Origin of the sequence: Psychrobacter fjordensis (assembly GCF_904845995.1) — a bacterium.
Lineage (GTDB): Bacteria > Pseudomonadota > Gammaproteobacteria > Pseudomonadales > Moraxellaceae > Psychrobacter > Psychrobacter fjordensis.
In genome coordinates this window covers 472,952-491,798 of the sequence record NZ_CAJGYP010000001.1, presented here as the reverse complement: position 1 = coordinate 491,798, position 18,847 = coordinate 472,952, and the positions used below count along the sequence as shown (strand labels likewise).

11 protein-coding genes are annotated in these 18,847 nt (G+C 41.7%); 5 read left to right on the top strand and 6 right to left on the bottom strand.

Translation table 11 applies throughout. From position 1 onward, the window contains the following. The first annotated feature begins 563 nt into the window (after positions 1-563). From JMW61_RS02060 to mscL, 3 genes are all read left to right on the top strand, one after another. Positions 564-1,841: an OmpA family protein gene (locus JMW61_RS02060; protein ID WP_110921740.1), complete on the top strand. Its 1,278-nt coding sequence runs from the start codon at positions 564-566 to the stop codon at positions 1,839-1,841. A gap of 355 nt (positions 1,842-2,196) precedes the next feature. Further along, entirely contained in the window at positions 2,197-4,047 is a 1,851-nt protein-coding gene (typA, locus tag JMW61_RS02055) for a translational GTPase TypA (RefSeq protein WP_110921739.1), read from the top strand. A gap of 281 nt (positions 4,048-4,328) precedes the next feature. Next, on the top strand, positions 4,329-4,781 hold the full coding sequence (gene mscL / locus JMW61_RS02050; protein WP_201549049.1) for a large conductance mechanosensitive channel protein MscL: 453 nt from the start codon (positions 4,329-4,331) through the stop codon (positions 4,779-4,781). Between the two features lie 121 nt (positions 4,782-4,902). Here the strand turns inward: mscL and JMW61_RS02045 are convergent, their stop codons facing one another. The 6 genes from JMW61_RS02045 to cysM form a co-directional block, all read right to left on the bottom strand. After that, positions 4,903-5,343 carry a hypothetical protein gene (locus JMW61_RS02045; RefSeq protein ID WP_110921737.1) on the bottom strand — a complete coding sequence of 147 codons (441 nt, stop codon included), beginning with the start codon at positions 5,341-5,343 and terminating at the stop codon, positions 4,903-4,905. A 280-nt stretch (positions 5,344-5,623) separates the two neighbouring features. Continuing rightward, positions 5,624-6,562 (bottom strand): bifunctional DNA-formamidopyrimidine glycosylase/DNA-(apurinic or apyrimidinic site) lyase, encoded by a 939-nt coding sequence (gene mutM, locus JMW61_RS02040; protein ID WP_201549047.1) that lies wholly within the window; start codon positions 6,560-6,562, stop codon positions 5,624-5,626. Positions 6,563-6,616: 54 nt separating this feature from the next. Further along, on the bottom strand, positions 6,617-9,169 hold the full coding sequence (locus tag JMW61_RS02035) for a RelA/SpoT family protein (protein WP_110921735.1): 2,553 nt from the start codon (positions 9,167-9,169) through the stop codon (positions 6,617-6,619). A 629-nt stretch (positions 9,170-9,798) separates the two neighbouring features. Further along, positions 9,799-11,340 (bottom strand): 23S rRNA (uracil(1939)-C(5))-methyltransferase RlmD, encoded by a 1,542-nt coding sequence (gene rlmD, locus JMW61_RS02030; RefSeq protein WP_201549045.1) that lies wholly within the window; start codon positions 11,338-11,340, stop codon positions 9,799-9,801. 73 nt (positions 11,341-11,413) lie between these two features. After that, positions 11,414-12,238, bottom strand: coding sequence for a 3'-5' exonuclease (locus tag JMW61_RS02025; RefSeq protein WP_201549035.1), 825 nt, complete (start codon positions 12,236-12,238; stop codon positions 11,414-11,416). A gap of 107 nt (positions 12,239-12,345) precedes the next feature. Continuing rightward, positions 12,346-13,329, bottom strand: coding sequence for a cysteine synthase CysM (gene cysM / locus JMW61_RS02020; protein WP_406947800.1), 984 nt, complete (start codon positions 13,327-13,329; stop codon positions 12,346-12,348). A gap of 643 nt (positions 13,330-13,972) precedes the next feature. Here cysM and JMW61_RS02015 point away from each other — a divergent pair. Beyond that, positions 13,973-17,542 (top strand): hybrid sensor histidine kinase/response regulator, encoded by a 3,570-nt coding sequence (locus JMW61_RS02015; protein WP_201549033.1) that lies wholly within the window; start codon positions 13,973-13,975, stop codon positions 17,540-17,542. A 287-nt stretch (positions 17,543-17,829) separates the two neighbouring features. Further along, the gene (locus JMW61_RS02010; protein ID WP_201549030.1) at positions 17,830-18,642 is read left to right on the top strand and encodes a crotonase/enoyl-CoA hydratase family protein; all 813 of its coding nucleotides are present in this window, start codon (positions 17,830-17,832) and stop codon (positions 18,640-18,642) included. The last annotated feature ends 205 nt before the right edge of the window (positions 18,643-18,847 follow it).

Here is an 18,847-nt window from a genome sequence, read left to right as displayed (position 1 = left end):
CTTATTACCTATAGTGAGTAACTTATTTCAATAAAACAATCTCGCTTTTTGTCATTGGCTGTTCAAGTATTTTATAAAGACCTTATAGCTTCAGTGTCTTGATCTCATAAAAACTTAAAAACAGGTTAGCATTTCATATATACAGAATAATGTTGGCTATCTTAATATATACAGAATATATGTCTACTGTCAAAATTTGTTTCAATTAGTGAATGAAGAGTTTTAATAATAGAGAAAAATTACTTACCGTATTAAAATATGCTCAGGCAATAGGTGCTATTAGGTTTACTATCTATGGGAAACTGACATACAAAAGATAGAATGCGTAAGGCGTGTTAGTTCTAGGTAACTCCAACAAGCTATTGTGTTTTAGTTACAACATTATCGTGTAATAATGTGTAGCTCCTTAACGAAAAAAGTTGTAAACTGAATCGATAATCGCTAAGCTACTCCTTAATTGGTTTTGCTTTGTCACTTGAAATTCGTAAAAGATGTCTATTTGAAGCATCTTGAGAAACGGTTTTGCTTAATGCATCACTAAAATTATCCTTTGGAGGAAGTCCATGAAATTGAATAAAATAGCTCTAGCATTGGTTGCAGTAGCAGCAGCACCTTTAGCTGCTAACGCTGGTGTAACGATTAGCCCATTACTACTAGGTTACCATGTTACTGATGATATCAGTGATACAGCTGACAAGCAGCGTGATATCCTTCGTACTGGCAAAAACTTGCAAGAAAACACGGATCGTGATGGCAACTCTAACGGCGGCGTAGCTAAAGAAAGTAGCCTATATACTGGTGCTGCTCTAGGTATCGAGCTTACTCCTTCTACTCAGTTCCAGGTTGAGTATGGTGTATCAAACGCTAATGGCGAAGCTTCTGAAGATTCAGCTAAATCTGGTGCTAACCGTTTTGATGTTGAACAAACCATGCTTTCTGGTAACTTCTTAATCGGTACTGAAGAGTTTACTGGTTATACTGATAGCGCATTTAAGCCATATGTATTGGTTGGTGCTGGTCAATCTAAGATCAAAGTAGAAAACCAAGAAACTTATGTTTCTGATGTAACTGGCGAAACAGTTACTGCTGGTACTGAAGTATCAAGCTCTAAAGATACTATCGGTAACCTAGGTCTAGGTGCTATGTATCGTATCAACGACGCTTTAAGCCTACGTGGTGAAGCTCGTGCGATTCATAACTTTGATAACAACTGGTGGGAAGGCATGGCTTTGGCCGGTCTAGAAGTTGTACTTGGTGGCCATCTAGCACCTACAGTAGCAGTACCGCCAATGCAAGAGCCAATGGTTGATACTACTCCAGTAGTAGTAGTTGAATCTGATCTTGATTCTGATGGTGATGGCGTACCTGATAGCATCGATGCATGCCCAGGCACTCCAATGAACGTCGTAGTAGATGAGCGCGGTTGCCCAGTACCAGTAGATATTACTGATGAACTGAAAATGGAACTACGTGTATTCTTTGATAACGATAAATCAGCTATCAAAACTCAGTACCAGCCAGAAATCGCTAAAGTAGCAGAGAAGATGCGTGAGTATCCTAACTCTGTAGCACGCGTAGAAGGTCATGCTTCTAAAACTGGTCCTTCAGCACGTTACAACCAACGTCTGTCTGAAGCTCGTGCCGTTGCAGTTAAATCTATGCTAACTAACGAATTCGGTATCGCTCCAAACCGTCTATCAACTGTTGGTTATGGTTATGACAACCCAATCGCTCCAAACGACACTGAAGAAGGTCGTGCTATGAACCGTCGTGTTTATGCCATCATCACTGGTGACAAAACAATGACTGTTGAACAAACTAAAGATATGGTTGTTCAATAAGTAATAGCCAATTGGTTATGTGATTAAATATATAGTTACAAAAAAAGCTACCCACTGGGTGGCTTTTTTTTGTTTATGTATTGAGAAAAGTGAGTTATTACATAAATTTATGAATCAATAATGTTATACTAGCTGCCCAAACATTCTGTAAATTGACAGAATGTACATTAGCATAGCTATCTGTATGATGAATTTATCAGTGTAGATTCTTGATTATATTGAAATTATTTGATTAACAGCACTTATGGTGCAGTCGTCTAAAAGTAAGTATTCAATATCTATCTGGTTGATGATAAAGGTTTATCCGGCGGCGCTTACTGCTACTGCATTTTTTAAGACGAAACGAGCATTTTATATGGCGAACGATATCAAACACCTGCGTAACATTGCAATTATTGCCCACGTTGACCACGGTAAAACAACTTTGGTTGATAAGTTATTACATCAGTCTGGTACTTTTGGCGACCGTGCAAACGTTGCTGAACGTGCAATGGATTCAGGCGATATTGAGCAAGAACGTGGTATTACTATTTTGGCTAAAAACACAGCTATCCGCTGGACAGATCAAACTGTAGATACAGAATACCGTATCAACATCGTTGACACCCCAGGTCACGCCGATTTCGGTGGTGAAGTTGAGCGTGTTATGTCAATGGTTGACTGCGTATTACTAGTTGTTGACGCTGTTGATGGTCCAATGCCTCAGACTCGTTTTGTAACGCAAAAAGCATTTGAGCAAGGTCTAAAGCCTATTGTTGTTATCAACAAAATTGACCGTCCTGGTTCGCGTCCTGATTGGGTAATGGATCAAATCTTTGATTTGTTTGATAACCTAGGTGCGACTGATGAGCAGCTTGATTTCCCAGTTGTTTATGCATCAGCATTGAACGGTGTTGCAGGTTTAGAAGCTGATAATTTAGCTGATGATATGACGCCACTATTCAAAACTATCGTTGATGTTGTACAGGCTCCACAGGTTGATGCAGATGCACCATTCCGCATGCAAATCTCAAGCCTTGACTACAACAGCTTTGTTGGTGTTATCGGTATTGGTCGTATCCAGCGTGGTAAAGTTAAATTGAACACGCAAGTAACTGTCATTGACAAGCATGGCAACACGCGTAATGGCCGTATTCTAAAAATCATGGGCTATCATGGTCTTGATCGTATTGATGTTGAAGATGCACAAGCTGGTGATATCGTTTGTATCACTGGTATTGACGCACTTAATATCTCAGATACGATTTGTGATCCAGCTAATGTTGAAGCATTACCAGCACTAACGGTAGATGAACCTACTGTATCAATGAATTTTCAAGTAAACAACTCACCGTTCGCTGGTCGTGATGGTAAGTTTGTGACGTCACGTAATATTCGTGAGCGTCTTGAGCGTGAATTGATTCATAACGTAGCACTACGTGTAGAAGACACAGAATCTCCTGATAAATTTAAAGTATCAGGTCGCGGTGAGCTTCATTTATCTGTACTTATCGAAAACATGCGTCGTGAAGGTTTTGAGATGGGTGTTTCAGGCCCAGAAGTTATCGTTAAAGAAGTTGACGGTAAGCTACAAGAGCCGTATGAAAACGTTGTGTTCGATATTGAAGACGGGCATCAAGGTTCTATCATGGAGCAAGTTGGTCTACGCAAAGGCGAGATGACTAACATGGAACTTGATGGTAAAGGTCGTATGCGTATTGAAGCGACTATTCCTGCTCGTGGTCTGATTGGTTTCCGTTCTGAGTTCTTAACTCTGACTTCAGGCAGTGGTATCATGACTTCTAGCTTCTCACATTACGGTCCGCAAAAGATCGGTGATGTTGGTGGTCGCTCTAATGGTGTATTGGTTTCTATGGCTAAAGGTGTTTGCCTAGGCTTTGCACTGTTTAACCTTCAAAAACGTGGTAAGTTATTTGCTGAGCCACAGCTTGAAGTTTACGAAGGTATGATTGTCGGTCTGAACTCTCGTAACGATGACATGACGGTTAACCCAACGACTGCTAAGCAGCTAACCAACGTACGTGCTAGTGGTACTGATGAAGCATTGACGTTGACGCCAGCAGTCAAGTTTACGCTTGAGCAAGCACTTGAATTTATTCAAGATGATGAATTGGTTGAAGTAACCCCTAAAGCGATTCGTCTACGTAAGCGTTACTTGACTGAAAGTGAGCGTAAGCGTCACGGTCGTGGTAAAAAAGGTGCTTAATATCAATAAATGAGTTACTTAGTAATTCATATCATTGATGTTTGACGCTGAAGTTCAATGTCAGTAAAAATTTTCTGACATTGAAGCAATTAAAAAACTAGCAGTATAAGGTAAGCGAATAGTGCTTCACTTTATACTGCTTTTTTTTGTGTTGTAATTTTGCAAAAATAGAGACAGAATGAATAGTCGTATTAATATATTCAATAATTACTATTAAAGCCGATTGTGGCGACAATTAGATAGATATCTATCTGGTTATAGATAAACTTTGGGGAAAAATAATGAGTATGGTATCTGAGTTTAAAGAGTTTGCGTTAAAAGGTAATGTGATGGACCTAGCAGTTGGTGTCATCATTGGTGGTGCTTTTGCAACCATCACAACTTCTCTCGTGGCAGACATTATCATGCCTATCGTCGCCTTTATATTCGGTGGCGAAATTGACTTCAAAAATATGTTCTTAGTATTAGGGGATACACCTGAAGGTATTGCTATGACCTATGATGCACTTAAAGAATCGGGTGTTCCAGTATTAGCATACGGTAACTTTATTACGGTGCTTATTAACTTCCTGATTTTAGCTTTCATTATCTTTATGATGGTTAGAACGGTAAATAAAATGCGCCGTGCTCAAGAAGTAGAAGAAGTGGTAGAGGCCATTGTGGAGCCTTCAGAAGAAGTGCTATTACTTCGTGAAATTAGTGCCAAGTTAAGTAATACTGATATCTCAAAATAAAGTCATTTAATAGGGCAAATAAAAAAGGCTAACGTCGCGTTAGCCTTTTTTATTGTCAATTTACAAACACATTATATTTAGCATCTATATATTATGACGCGAGATGTTTGCAAATAACTGCTTATGGATTAACGATTACATAGTCGTTTGTGTTGATTAAAATTTCTGATGGTTGGTCGACGACGATACGCACAAGGTTGTTATCATTTGCTTGTGACTTATAATAGTTGTCTTCAGCAACAGAGCAGCCTAAGCAACGGCCCATCGCATCCCAAGGCTCGACAAATAGCTTCTGCTGCGCTTGATCTGCGTTGCCACCGATTAGGGAGAAAGGTAGGCTAACAAGGTAGAGTGCAGTACCAGCAACGGCACCGACCAGTTGAAGAGGCTTGCCTACGGTAGCATCCGCTACCATGGTTCCGTAGGAAGGCCCAAAGTCAGTTTCATCAATCTCTATTGCGGCCAAGGCTGGCTGCATGCTAGCGACCAACAGACTTAAGCTGGTAGCAACAGTAAAAGCTTTTTGCTTAACTGTGCGTTGTTTCTTGGCTTTAACAGTCATAACGATATCCTAAAATTCACAATTGGTATGATTAGTGGCTGCTGATATTTTGATAAGAAAACATCTTGGCAGCGATAGGTAAGCTAAATATTACAGATAAATAAACCGTATGCACTATTTATGTAAGTGTTATTACTATTAAAGCAAGATGTGCGTTAATAAGCAACAAAAATGCGCATGATATACAGGTTTGAATGAAAAAATATAAGACATTCAAATGAAATTACTACGCTGTTGATTGTAGATCGAAACGGGTAGGTAAAATTACTGAAAATTATGGTTAACCCATTGGTTGACAACTAGGGCAAAAGACACTGGCTCGGCCATTAAGCTTGATATTCTCAAGTGTTGTCTGACAATGTGGACACGCTTCACCTTGTCTACCGTAAACGTTTAATGTCTGCTGAAAGTAACCTGTTTGACCGCTAGCAACGGTAAAATCTCGTAATGTCGAACCGCCAAGTGCTATCGCTTTTTTTAGGATAACTTTAATGTGATCAACTAAAATGACAATCTGATCATACGATAGTTGATGAGAAGGTGTGGCCGGGTGGATGCCTGATAAATATAAGCTTTCTGTGGCATAGATATTCCCTACACCTACTACCACTTGCTGTTCCATGATAACTGACTTGATAGGGCGGGAGATAGGTTGCTTTTTTGATTTAGCTTTATTTGTGACTGTGGACTCGGCGCTTTCACCAGATACGCTTGTACGTTGAATCAAGTGGTATAGATAGTCCGCAGTAAATTCATCTGAAAGTGGCTCAGGACCTAGGTGGTCCAACAGCTTAGCGCTATAATCTTGATACCACAATACCGAGCCAAATCGTCTTGGGTCGTAATAGTGTAGCTGAGATTTGGTATTATCAGCATTATTGAACACTATTACTAAATGGTCGTGCTTGCGTTTATCCGTGCCATAACTATGCTGCTGTAAGCTACCTGACATGCCTAAATGAATTAAAATCTGTCGAGGTGCTAGCTTATCAGATTGCACCGCTGCGCTACTATCATTAGATGACGCAAGTAAAAAGTTCAGTATTAAATATTTTGCTCGGCGCTCGACACTATCTAATGTGAAATCAACCAAGATATCTAAGTCATCTGGCATCGCCCAGCGTAGCTTCGGCTGGAATATTTTTACATCGATAACCTGTTGCCCTAGTAATGGCGCTAGGCTAGTTTTGGTCGTTTCTACTTCAGGCAATTCAGGCATGATATTTCTATGGCAACTTTAGGATTAAGTGAATATGTATAGCTAGGCTTATATTTAAACGACGGCGCGGCGAGCATGTAAGATGCCATGCTGTTGCTCTAACTTAGCCAAGAGCTTAGATAAATGAGCCAGTCCCGAAACTTCAATATGAAATTTCAAAAAGGCAATATTATCGTCGTTGCTAAGTGTCTGAACCTGACGGATATTGACGTTTTCTTTATCAATAATTTGTGTCAAGTCACGCAATAGCCCTCGTCTATCATAAGCCTCTACATGGATGTCAACCGGTTGATAACGACCAGATTGTACTCGCCAAGCGGCTTCTATCGCACGCTCAGGGTCTCGCTCGATGAGACGCGAATACTCAGGGCAGCCACGATTATGGACACTGACCCCTCGTGACAAAGTAATGTAACCAGCAATTGGCTCACCGTGTACAGGATGACAGCAACCTGCTAGGTTCACTTCGATATTATCTAGACCATCAATGTGAATCTTATAGGCATCAAGTTTACCAGTGTCTCTATTATCTACACTAGGTATAAAGTCTTCAGGAGGCCTTTCAGGCTCTAGATGTAGCTGTCGCGAGATATGACTTGTTAACTGGTTTAGACCGATATCACCGGTGACCAAGCCAACGATAATATCGTCGGTAGTATTGGCATTGAAATGCTGAAGATAATCGTTCAAATCGATACTGTTTGGATGTACCGATAGTCGTTCCAGCTCTTTGCTGAGCATTTGACGACCAATCTCAATATTCTTATCACGGTCTTGTTTGTTAAACCATTGTCTTAGTTTTGAGCGTGCACGGTTGGTGTGAATATAACCGAGCGAGGCAACCAGCCAATCGCGGTTGGGTTCACGTGATGCCTTAGTGATGATTTCAACTTGTTCACCCGTTTTGAGCTGATAGGTGAGCGGCACATAGCGTTGATTGACTCGAGCAGCTTGCGCACGATTGCCAACTTGAGTATGCACGTAGTAAGCAAAATCAAGAACAGTCGCACCTTTTGGCAGTTCGGTAATATCACCATCACGGCTAAAGATATAAATACGTTCTAGCTCATCAAAATCAACGAGTTGCTCTTCTTCGTCGAGCTCTATCTCATCGAGATCCTCACCTGTTAATGACGATGACCGTAGCTGATTGCGTGTTTCATTATTAATAGATAAAAGCTGACGCAGAGAGCTGATTCTTTGATTAAGGTAATTATCCTTTTTATTCTTCAGACCTTCTTTGTAGTTGACATGCGCACACATGCCAAGCTCTGCTTCAAAATGCATCTCATGTGTACGAATCTGTACTTCGAGAGATTTATTTTTCGCAATCACGGCAGTATGTAGCGAGCGATACCCGTTAGATTTTGGATTGGTGATATAGTCATCAAACTGTTCAGGGATATAACGCCATAATCCATGGACCAAACCTAAGACGTGGTAGCAGTCTGAAGGGTTGGTAACCAGTACTCGCAATGCACGAATATCATAAAGCTGATCGAATGATAAGCCTTTGAGCTTCATTTTTCGGTAAATCGAATAGATATGTTTGACACGCCCAGAAACCTCACCTTCGATGTTGGCTTCTGCTAACGCTTCATTGAGTTTGTTTTGCACGCGCTGAATATAGGACTCACGCTCACTGCGTTTTTCAGATAGTAGCTTGGCAATCTCTTTGTAGCGATCAGGCGCAAGATAACGAAAAGCTAAATCCTCAAGTTCCCATTTTAGTTGTGCGATACCTAGTCGATGCGCTAAAGGGGCGTAGATAGTCATGACTTCACGTGCGACACGATTTTGTCTGGCTACACTAGAGAACGTCAGCTCACGCATGGCAAAGGTACGCTCAGACAGCTTAATCAGTACGACGCGTACATCGTTAGTGACAGAGATAAGCATGCTATAAATATTGGATAGCTGGTCACGCTGATTGTTCACGAAGTGATCTTCTAAGCGCTTATTACTCTCGATAATCTCAGACAGCTTACCCATTGCCAAGGCATCTTTGACTAAGGTGGATATATCAGACCCAAAGTTTTTTTCTATCTCAGCGAGGCTAATAATAGATTTACGCGCACTGCGATAGAGCATGGCAGCAACAAGTGCATCTTCATCTTGATAAAGATAGGTCAATATGTCGGTCATACCAATACCAGTGACATAAGCGCCTGAGCGTTCAGACTCGCTAGTATTCATATGATTGCGAATAAATTCACAAGCAGCATGCAGGTTAGGGACAGAGTCTTGACCAATACGTTTGGCCACATTGTCTAGCCAAGTGGGGACGTCGATATTAACCTGATCTAAGTCAATAGCTTCAATTTCTACTTCAGAGAGCGTATTGTTATCATCCAACAGCGGATTATCAGAATACTCGTTCTCAAGCTTTGGATCATGGCTATGAAAAGCATGTAAGGCTGAGCGATCAAAAGTGGTGTGTAGCTTATGAGTTGCTAGCTGGTATTTGATATCGAGCGGGATTTGGGCATAGCTATTGGCAGACTGATGAGAGCGTTGGCTCGCAACCAGCTGGGCTGCAAGCGTTGCACTATCGGCTTGTGTGGTCTGTCCATCCACTAGCGGTAATCCTTCACGAATTTTTACCATAGCCGACTCCTCTTAGCTATTTTGAATTGAGTATAACCCCGTCTACTGTACACACATTTCAAATTTGTATTTTCATAAAGTATTAGATATAAACCAATACGACTGCTAAAAAGCGATTTTTAGCAGCTATAAAATGCGTGTAAAATATATAAAGCTATGAGTATGAACGTTTACTAAGTTCTGATTTTCTAAACATAGAAAAGTTGTTTACTATTATCCCATTTTGAGATGACAAATCAAGCAAGGCTATGTAATGTCTGCTGTTAATCAGGGCAAATAGCTGTTATTTATTAACGCTGCTGCATCCAAGTTTTGGATGAGCATAAATTGTTATAGTCATTCCACCATAAAAGTATTGCTGCGTTGACCTCGCTTGACGTATTTAATATACACCTACACTCGATTGCCTTGTAATACTCTTAAATTGAAACGACTATAGTCGATCCACTATAAAATAAATACAGCGATACTGGGTGCATTTTGCGTAGCCTCTGTCTGCGCAGGCACAGCAAGCAAGGAAAATGTATGCCAGTATCGCATGGTTACATTTATATCTGTTTTATTTAGGACTTACTATATATAAACACAGCTATTTTGCACGTTCAGTAGTTCACTTAAGAAGCAAGAGATTAAACGGCTACTTTTTCGAAGCGCGCGATAGATTCAACATGGCCAGTATGGCAGAACATATCCATCACGCCAGCATGTGTCAGACGATAGCCTTGTTCTAACAGCGCTTTTGTATCACGTGCAAGTGTCGCAGGATTACAAGAAACGTAAACGATTCGCTCAGCATTAAACTTAGGTAGATACTGCATAATCTCCCACGCACCAGAGCGCGGTGGATCGATTAGTAGCGCATCAAACCCTTGGTTGGCCCAAGGTTTATCAGTGCAATCATGTGTCAAATCTTGGCTATAAAACTCAGTATTATTGATACCATTGCGACGTGCATTATCTGCTGCGCGTGCGGTCATGGCTTCGCTTCCTTCCACGCCGACCACTGAACCTGTCTCACCGACGAGTCGCGCAAGTGGTAAGCTAAAGTTACCTAGGCCACTAAATAGATCCAGTACGCGTTCACCTGCTTTTAGGTCTAATAAATCGCAAGCGAGCTTGGTCATTTGACGATTCACAGATAGGTTAACTTGAGTGAAGTCAGTCGGGATAAATTCAAAGGTCAGATCGTACTCTGGCAATTGGTAATACAGACGTCCGAACTGTTGGCTCATGTCATCCGCATCCGTCAATGCAATACGTTGGATGCTATCAGCACCTTTAGACTGTAGGTATAGCTGCCAATTACGTGCCGCAAAAAATACTTTTAGCTTTTCTACATCACCGTCTGATAATGGCTCTAAGTTACGCACAATAAGGGCAACAGGTTGATTGCCATCTGGTAGCTCAGGTACTTGCTCACCCATTGCCAATTCAAGCTGGGCAATCTTATTACGACTCTCTAACGTGCTGATCAACGCTTTTAAGTTTTCAATCTCAAAACCAATGCGTGGGTCTAAGATATGACACTCATTTAACTCCGCTAAAAAGTTACTTGAGCGCTCACGGAAACCAACCAAAGCCGTTTCTTTTTTGGTGACATAACGCACACCCAGACGTGCTTTGGTACGATAGCCAAGGCGATCACCAACCACAGGGGCAAGCCAGTTATCAGGCTCTACATTGGCTTGGTGTATAAGCATCTCGGCCAGTACAGATTGCTTAAAGCTAATTTGACTTTCTGGCTGCCAATGCTGCAAGTTACAGCCACCGCAAACACCAAAATGAGGGCAGGGCGGTACAGTACGTTCAGGATTTGGGTTGGCAGTGATGCTGATTGCATCGCCTTCCTCAAAACTGGCACGGCTATTGGTTATTTTGACCAATGCGCTTTCACCTGGCAGCGCAAAACTGACAAAGGTTGTTTTGCCATGCTTGTCTTCAGCATGACCATCGTCAACCCCAAAACCATTGCCATAGATAGCAACACCGCGACCATCATGCGACAATCTATCGATGGTAAAAGGAATCGGTTCTGCATCTTTTAGGCGACGACGTGTTTTTGATGATGGCTTAGATTTTTTCTTATTTGGTGGAACGACGATGGATTGTCTATCGTTAGTTTGTGGCGCTGCGTCAGATGTTATAGACGTTTTTGTATCGGTGGGTTGCATAAACCTGCCTTAATAATAAATGATAAATAACAAAGAAATAAAAGTAAAAGCGACTGCTTAAAATGAGGTGTTTTTATGAGTTGGGTGCAGATGACCAGTCAGCTATGAAGGCTTGATGACGTATGCTGTCATCTGCTTGGGTATGTTTTACTAAATAGTCATAGCTCTGCTGCTGCCAACTATCAAAGTCTTGTGAGGATAATTGCCCCGTTAAACGCAACCAGCGCAGATATATGAGCCACGTATTCATGACGTCAGACTCGCAATAGATGGATAGCGCTTGCCAATCCTCATTAGTAACGAGGTCACCAACCATGCTGCCATCAATATTAGTTTTGCCGGGTAGGCCATAAAGGCTTGCGACAATATCCATGGCTTCGCGGTGGCTGGCACCGTACTGACTGAACCTATCCATCAAATCAAGATGACGAGTGTGGAAGCGGTTAATATAGTTATCAAAGCGCATGTTTTTGATGCGATCGCCTTCTTCAAATAACCATGGCGCTGACAAATCGTACTGCATGGCGCGATATATCAACACAGGGATATCAAAACCTGAGCCGTTCCAACTGATCAGTTGCGGTAGCTTTTCAAGATCGCTGAATGCTCGAACGAATTTAGTGAGAATGTCTTTTTCGCTAAATTTATCTGCAGTCAACGAAAACAATGAAAAATTGCCGTCTTTAATATATAAAGCAGAGATACAGACAATACGCTGTAGTGGCAGGCGCATAAAATCGTGCCCAGCTTCTTGCATACGGATAGCTGTCAAAGCACTTAGCGTATCCGCGTCATTGAGTTCAGCCAATTGCGGATAGATACGGCGCGCCGCATCCGTATCGGCGACAGTCTCGATATTAAAGACCAATATAGGGTCGGAAGGTCGGGCTTGTGACATAGTTAATCCTGACTATTTATCAACTTATCATCAATCCAGCATATAAGAGTGACAGCATTAATCTCTCTTAAATTGAATCAACGATATTGAGCAGCGTTGTCTGTTCGTTACTTAACTTTTAGGCTGTTACTGGCATTGCTATCATCGACATCGCTGTCATCAACGTTATACAAACCCGTTGATAAGTAACGATCGCCACGATCGCATACGATAAAGGCAATAACGGCATTAGGATTTTCTTTAGCAACCTGTACGGCGGCCCATGCTGCTGCCCCTGAAGAAACGCCTGCGAAGATGCCTTCGGTTTTGGCGAGCTTGCGCATATAGATTTCTGCGACACGCTGATTAATATCCATGACTTCGTCGACTAAGTCCGCATCGAATATACCAGGCATGTAAGCGGCAGGCCAACGACGGATACCTGCAATCGCAGCTTCTTCATCAGGTTGCAAGCCGATGATTCTGATATCGGGATTTTGTTCTTTCAGATATCGTGAGACACCTGTGATAGTACCAGTGGTGCCCATTGAGCTAATAAAATGCGTGATTTTACCTTCAGTTTGCGCCCACAGTTCAGGCCCTGTGGTCAAGTAATGTGCCTGACTATTATCAGGGTTGTTGAACTGATCTAATACAATGCCTTCACCTGCTGTCTGCATTTGCAATGCCAAATCACGCGCCGCTTCTATCCCTTCATCAACCTCGATTAACGTTGCGCCATAAGCAATCATCGCATCTTTACGTTCTTGGGTTGAGTTGGTTGGCATCAGTAGTGTTATTGAATAGCCTCGCATCGCCGCGACCATGGCTAAGGCAATACCCGTATTGCCGCTAGTCGCTTCAATCAACATATCACCAGGCTTGATATCACCACGCTGTTCTGCTTGATAAATCATGTTAAAAGCAGGACGATCTTTGACGGAGCCAGCAGGGTTATTACCCTCAAGCTTGGCCAATAACGTAGCGCCATTGGTTAACTGCTCTGTCTCAGGTAGACGTTGCAATTTAACCAACGGCGTTTGACCGACGCAATCAGCAAGCGTCGTCACTTGAGTAATATAGTTAGCCTTTAACATAGCCGGAGCGGACATAAAGTATCCTTATTAATTTTAAAATTGATTTTTGAATAATAGTGTATTTCTTAAATATAATTTTAGTTTTTGAGTCAAGATGTTAATACGGTTACTATCAAGGTAAGCTAATGATTTCGTAGTTGATTGTATTGTGACAATCACAAAAAAATAGCAACCGGTAGAAAGTTGCGTCATTATATCATTTTGTTTTTGGCTACGCTGATGGCATCAACAGATTTTGGTAAATGAGTGGTGTCTAGAAATAGCTAGACAGCTAAAAGACGGTTGCGGCATCAATCATTAGCCATATCACCTTCATCGATTAGAATCTATAAATACTGTTAAAATAGCTGAGATATTTATAAAATTTATTCTTAAGCAAAATAGCTTGCCACTGCTATTGATATAATCGGTTCAATATAATTTAGATGCCAGAAAGCCGAGTGAAAGTACTATAAGTAGTAGACTAAGCAAGACCGATACCGTATCCATATACATATCCATATACATATACATATACATATACATATACATATACATATACATATACATATACATATACATATACATATACATATACATATACATATACATATACATATACATATACATATACATATACATATACATAGCAAAACCCCTAATAGAGAGTGACGATAGCATGGCATACAAAAAACGTTTTGATACTAGCAGTGCGTATGACCAATTGATCATATTGGTGTTTTTACCAATTTGTGTGTTGGCAGCCGTCGGTGGTATTTTGGTGTTTTATGAAACCATGCGCGCCAGTAATTCAGAGCAAGGCGTCTTGGCTGAGGCCGTGCTGATTCGCTATACACCAGTGATTGCAGACCTCATTCCTGAACTATTAGAGCAAGAGCGCAATCAAGACATCAGCGAAATTCATGTAGGTGAAACGCCGCAAACTGTGATTACAAAGCTGGAAGGTATCCAAGATAAATTGGGTCGTATGCAGTCTGAGCAGCACGTACAGCGTATCGCTATTATTGATGAAAACAATCAAGTACTCGCAGCAGTCGGTTACGGATTAAATGAAGCGTGGCCTGCAATAGATACCAAAGCAAAGTTTTTATCGCAAGAGCTAACACCTATTGGTACGGCTTATGGGAGTGTGTTGGGGGAGTTTGAAGGGCAAAGACTGTGGTTGCTCGTCGATATGGACAATGAGCCGCTGTATATTGCGCGTTATCGTATTGCCATGGCGCTAGTGATTACAGGCTTATTCACTATTCTAATTCTATTACTTAGCTTAAATATTTATTCAAAGCGCTGGATAGCACCTATTTATGAGCTGCGATTACAGCTACAGCGTACCCATGTCGATAACCTATATTATCCAATTCCAGTTGAGTCGGATGGAGAGCTGAACTTGCTACAGCAAGATTTGGTCAGGACATTACGCCGCTTGCATATGAGCTTTCAGGAGCTTAAGGATCATGCTGAGCAAACCGAAGACGATTTGCGTTTGGCATTTGATGAGATGGAGATGCAAAACATCTCTATTCGTAATGCGCGTGATGCGGCTATCTCAACCAGCCAAGCCAAGTCAGCATTTTTGGCCAATATCAGCCATGAGTTGCGTACACCTCTTAATAGTATCGATGGTTTCATCAATCTGCTGGCACGTCATGGTGAATTGAATCCTGAGCAAGATTTGTATGTGCAAACCATACGTAAGTCTTCTGCGCATTTGCTTGCATTGGTCAATGATGTGTTGGATTTCTCCAAAATTGAAGCGGGGAAACTGGTACTCGATCGCCATGAGTTTGATCTCTATGACACCATCTATGATGTGGTTGATATGCTGTCTCCAGTCTCAGCAGAGAAAGGTTTGCGCATGGCTGTGCTCTTTTATAATGATGTGCCGATGCGTATCAACGGTGATGCCCTGCGTCTTAAGCAAGTATTGACCAATATCGTGGGCAATGCGATTAAATTCACCGATAGTGGCGATGTGGTGGTGCGTGTCAGCTTGGACGATCACCGTGACAACTACTTAATGATTAGCGTACAAGACAGTGGCAAAGGCATTTCTTTAGAAGATCAGAAAATGCTGTTCCAGAGCTTTAGCCAAGGCGACCCATCAATTACCCGTCAATACGGCGGTACAGGGTTGGGTCTGGTCATATCTAAGCAGCTGACACGATTGATGGGCGGTGATATTGGTTTTCATGACAATGCACAAGAAAATATTGCCAATCAAGGCGCAACGTTTTGGTTTCGTATGCCAGCACATGTTGACGTGCTAGAGGCCGCTACTGGTCAGACGATTGAGCTACCAGTGTTGGCACCGCTGGCAAGTGAGACCGATGAGTTTAATGTGTTGGTGTGGATCAATCATACGGCGTCTATCCAAGTGCTCAAAGCCAGCTTACAGTATTTACCGATTACGCTTACTCAAGCCAACTCGTTACCGGGCGTGCTTGAATCATTAAAAGAACGCGGCAATTATTGGGATTGGGTCATCGTAGATGATGATACACAAGACGATATGATGGCGCTGCTAAAACAAATTCGCCTACATTATCAGGGCAAGCTTGCCGTGTTTGGTTATCAAGTGGCGGCTGACCAAGCATTATTAAATCGCTATCATGCCAATATACTTTATGAGCCGTTAGATAAAAGACAGCTCTATGCCATGCTAGATACGCAGAAACGCAGTGTTCCAAAAAACCTGCAAGAGCCACGTTGGAAAGGGGTGACGGTACTGGCAGTCGACGATCATCTACCTAACTTACTGGTGCTAGATGCTTTGTTGAGCGAGCTTGGTATTCAGGTGGTGACAGCGAGTAGTGGTTTTGATGCCATAGAAATTATCAGTAAGCAAGAAACCAAACATACCAAATCATCGAAAAATGATAAGCAAAGCTTGTCAAATAAAACGCAGATATCTAAAGCAGAAGCTCGCGATGAGGTGAACAAAAAATCAAACAGTGCGCTTTATGAAGAAGCAAATACTGAAGATAAAGGGGCTACTCAAGATAAAGACAGTATTGATTTAATCTTTATGGATATTCAAATGCCGCGCATGTCAGGGCATGAGGCGGCCCGCCAAATTCGTAATATTGAGAGTGATGATAACCGTATTCCTATCATTGCTCTGACGGCACATGGACTAGCTGATGAGCGTGACAAGCTCATCGCCAGCGGCATCAATGATTATGTTGGTAAGCCTATTAGCCAACCGCAGTTACTGCAAGTGCTACAGAAGTGGCTTGGACGTACAACAACATCAGAATCGATGCTGCTGCCTGACACTGATTTACAAGGTATTGGTTTGAATGAAAGCGATTTTTCAGAACAGGGCTTAGGCGCTATCGATCCGGTAATCGGTCACTCGATAAGCAATAATGCTCAATCTAGCGATTGGCAAAATAGGGAGATTGAAAACCAGTCAACTTGGCCTGCTGATTCGACCGTTATGACTGGTCCCATGTCAAAAAGTCATGAGATTACTAGAGATGGCGTATCTGATAGCATAAATCCGCAAAAGATTACGCGTCCTTTATCATTGAAGAAAATTCGGGATGACTACCTGCGTGATAGTCAGCCTCGTGAGGACTATAGACGAGAGCCACAGCGTGAAACTCAGCCTCGTTATGAAGGATTGCACTTAAATAAACATGGACAAGTGCCACTATTATCAGCACCAAACAAACCGGTAGGTAGCTCTGACAACAGAGTAATCGATCGTACAGATTCGGTAGCATATGAACAAAGTAGAAAGGGTCTAGACGGCAGTAATTATCCTAGTAAACATAACCTACATGATGGTCATGTAGGGGCTAACGATATTGACGCTTCAAATATTTTAGATTGGCAAGACGCGCTCAATCGCTCAGCGAATAAACCTGATTTGGCTGCCAAGCTCATTATTATGATGCTTGACACCATAAATGATGAAAGGCAGGCATTAACTCAGGCATGGGAAACTGGGGATCGTAACATGCTGGCGCAAATTTCCCATCGCATACTAGGTGGTAGCCGTTATACAGGTGTACCGCAGTTACGTCAGGCCAGTCAAGACTTAGAAGATAAGTGCTTATTAAATGTACAGCATACGACTCCAGCCCAGTTTGCTATGCTTGAGCCATATTATGAGGCGTTACTAACAGCGTTAAATAATTTGCAGATGTTAGATTTATCTGGCTATCCTCAGCTTAATTATCATCGTTTAAGTGAAAATGATATGACATGGAAAATGATCTAATCAAATAATAAGATAGGTCATTAATTATAAAGTCGATGGCTTTTTGATAAGTGTCTTTTAGACATAGTCGGTTCAATATAGATTGTTTGGATACAAGGAAGGCGAGTGAAAGTGCTACAAGTAGTAGACTAAACGAGACTGTTACCATATCTAATTTATAGAGGACTGAATATAGTACCGTCGCAGTCAGTTATTGCTGCGGTAGGGTAGAGACAAGCCTGTTAATATTGAGGTCTGTTGAACATTAAAATATTAGCGCTATATTTTATTCATTAATAAGGATTGTTATGAGCCCAATTGCAACTGATCAATATGAGACCTTAAAAGTTGATATCACTGATAATATAGTCACGGTGACTCTGAATCGCCCACACAAAAAAAATGCCATGAGCTTCAAAGTTGTCAGTGAATTGATAGCATTGGCAGACCGTATTAGCAAAGATAAAATAATACGGGCGGTTATTTTAAATGGTGCAGAAGGCACGTTCTGTGCAGGTATCGATTTGGGTGATTTAAACCATCCGAAAAACAAAGCATTTGCATTTTGGGAACTCATAAAACCATGGCAAAGCTCCTTCCAACGCGTTTGTCTTGCTTGGCGCGATGTGCCTGTACCAGTGATTGCTGTATTAGAAGGCTACTGTATTGGTGCAGGGCTGCAATTGGCACTGGCTTGTGATGTGCGCATCAGCCATCCTGATTGTCAGCTGTCTATTATGGAAGCCAAGTGGGGCCTAGTACCCGATATGGGCTTGACTCAATCAGCATTTGGCGTGGTAAGAGAGGATGTACTTAAAGAGTTGGCCATGAGTGCACGTATCATCGATGCTAATGAAGGCAAAACATTAGGGCTTGTGAGTCATTGTAGCGAGACACCACTTGAGCAGGCTCAGCAGCTTGCCGCTGAATTTGCAGAGCGCTCTCCTGATGCCGTATTAGCCAGTAAGCGCATCATCAATGCCATGCATCAGCAGCCAGCGACAACCTTATATAAAGAAAAGGTATGGCAGCTCAAAATGATGCTTGGTCAAAACCGCAAACTTGCGCTCAGAAAAGCTAAGCAAGCCAGTACTGCATTTGGCAAACGTCAGTTCCGCTAAAAGATTTTTTATTAAATAAGTCATCGTTTATATTTTAGGTATTCATTATATAGTCGATTCAATTTAAAAGTCATATAAGGCAACCAAGTGTAGATGTATGTTAAATACTTCAAGCGAGGTTAATGCAGTAACACTTTTATAGTGAAATGACTATAGTGATTAGCGATTGTTTTATTAGCGTTATACTACTATTGAAATACAAGCA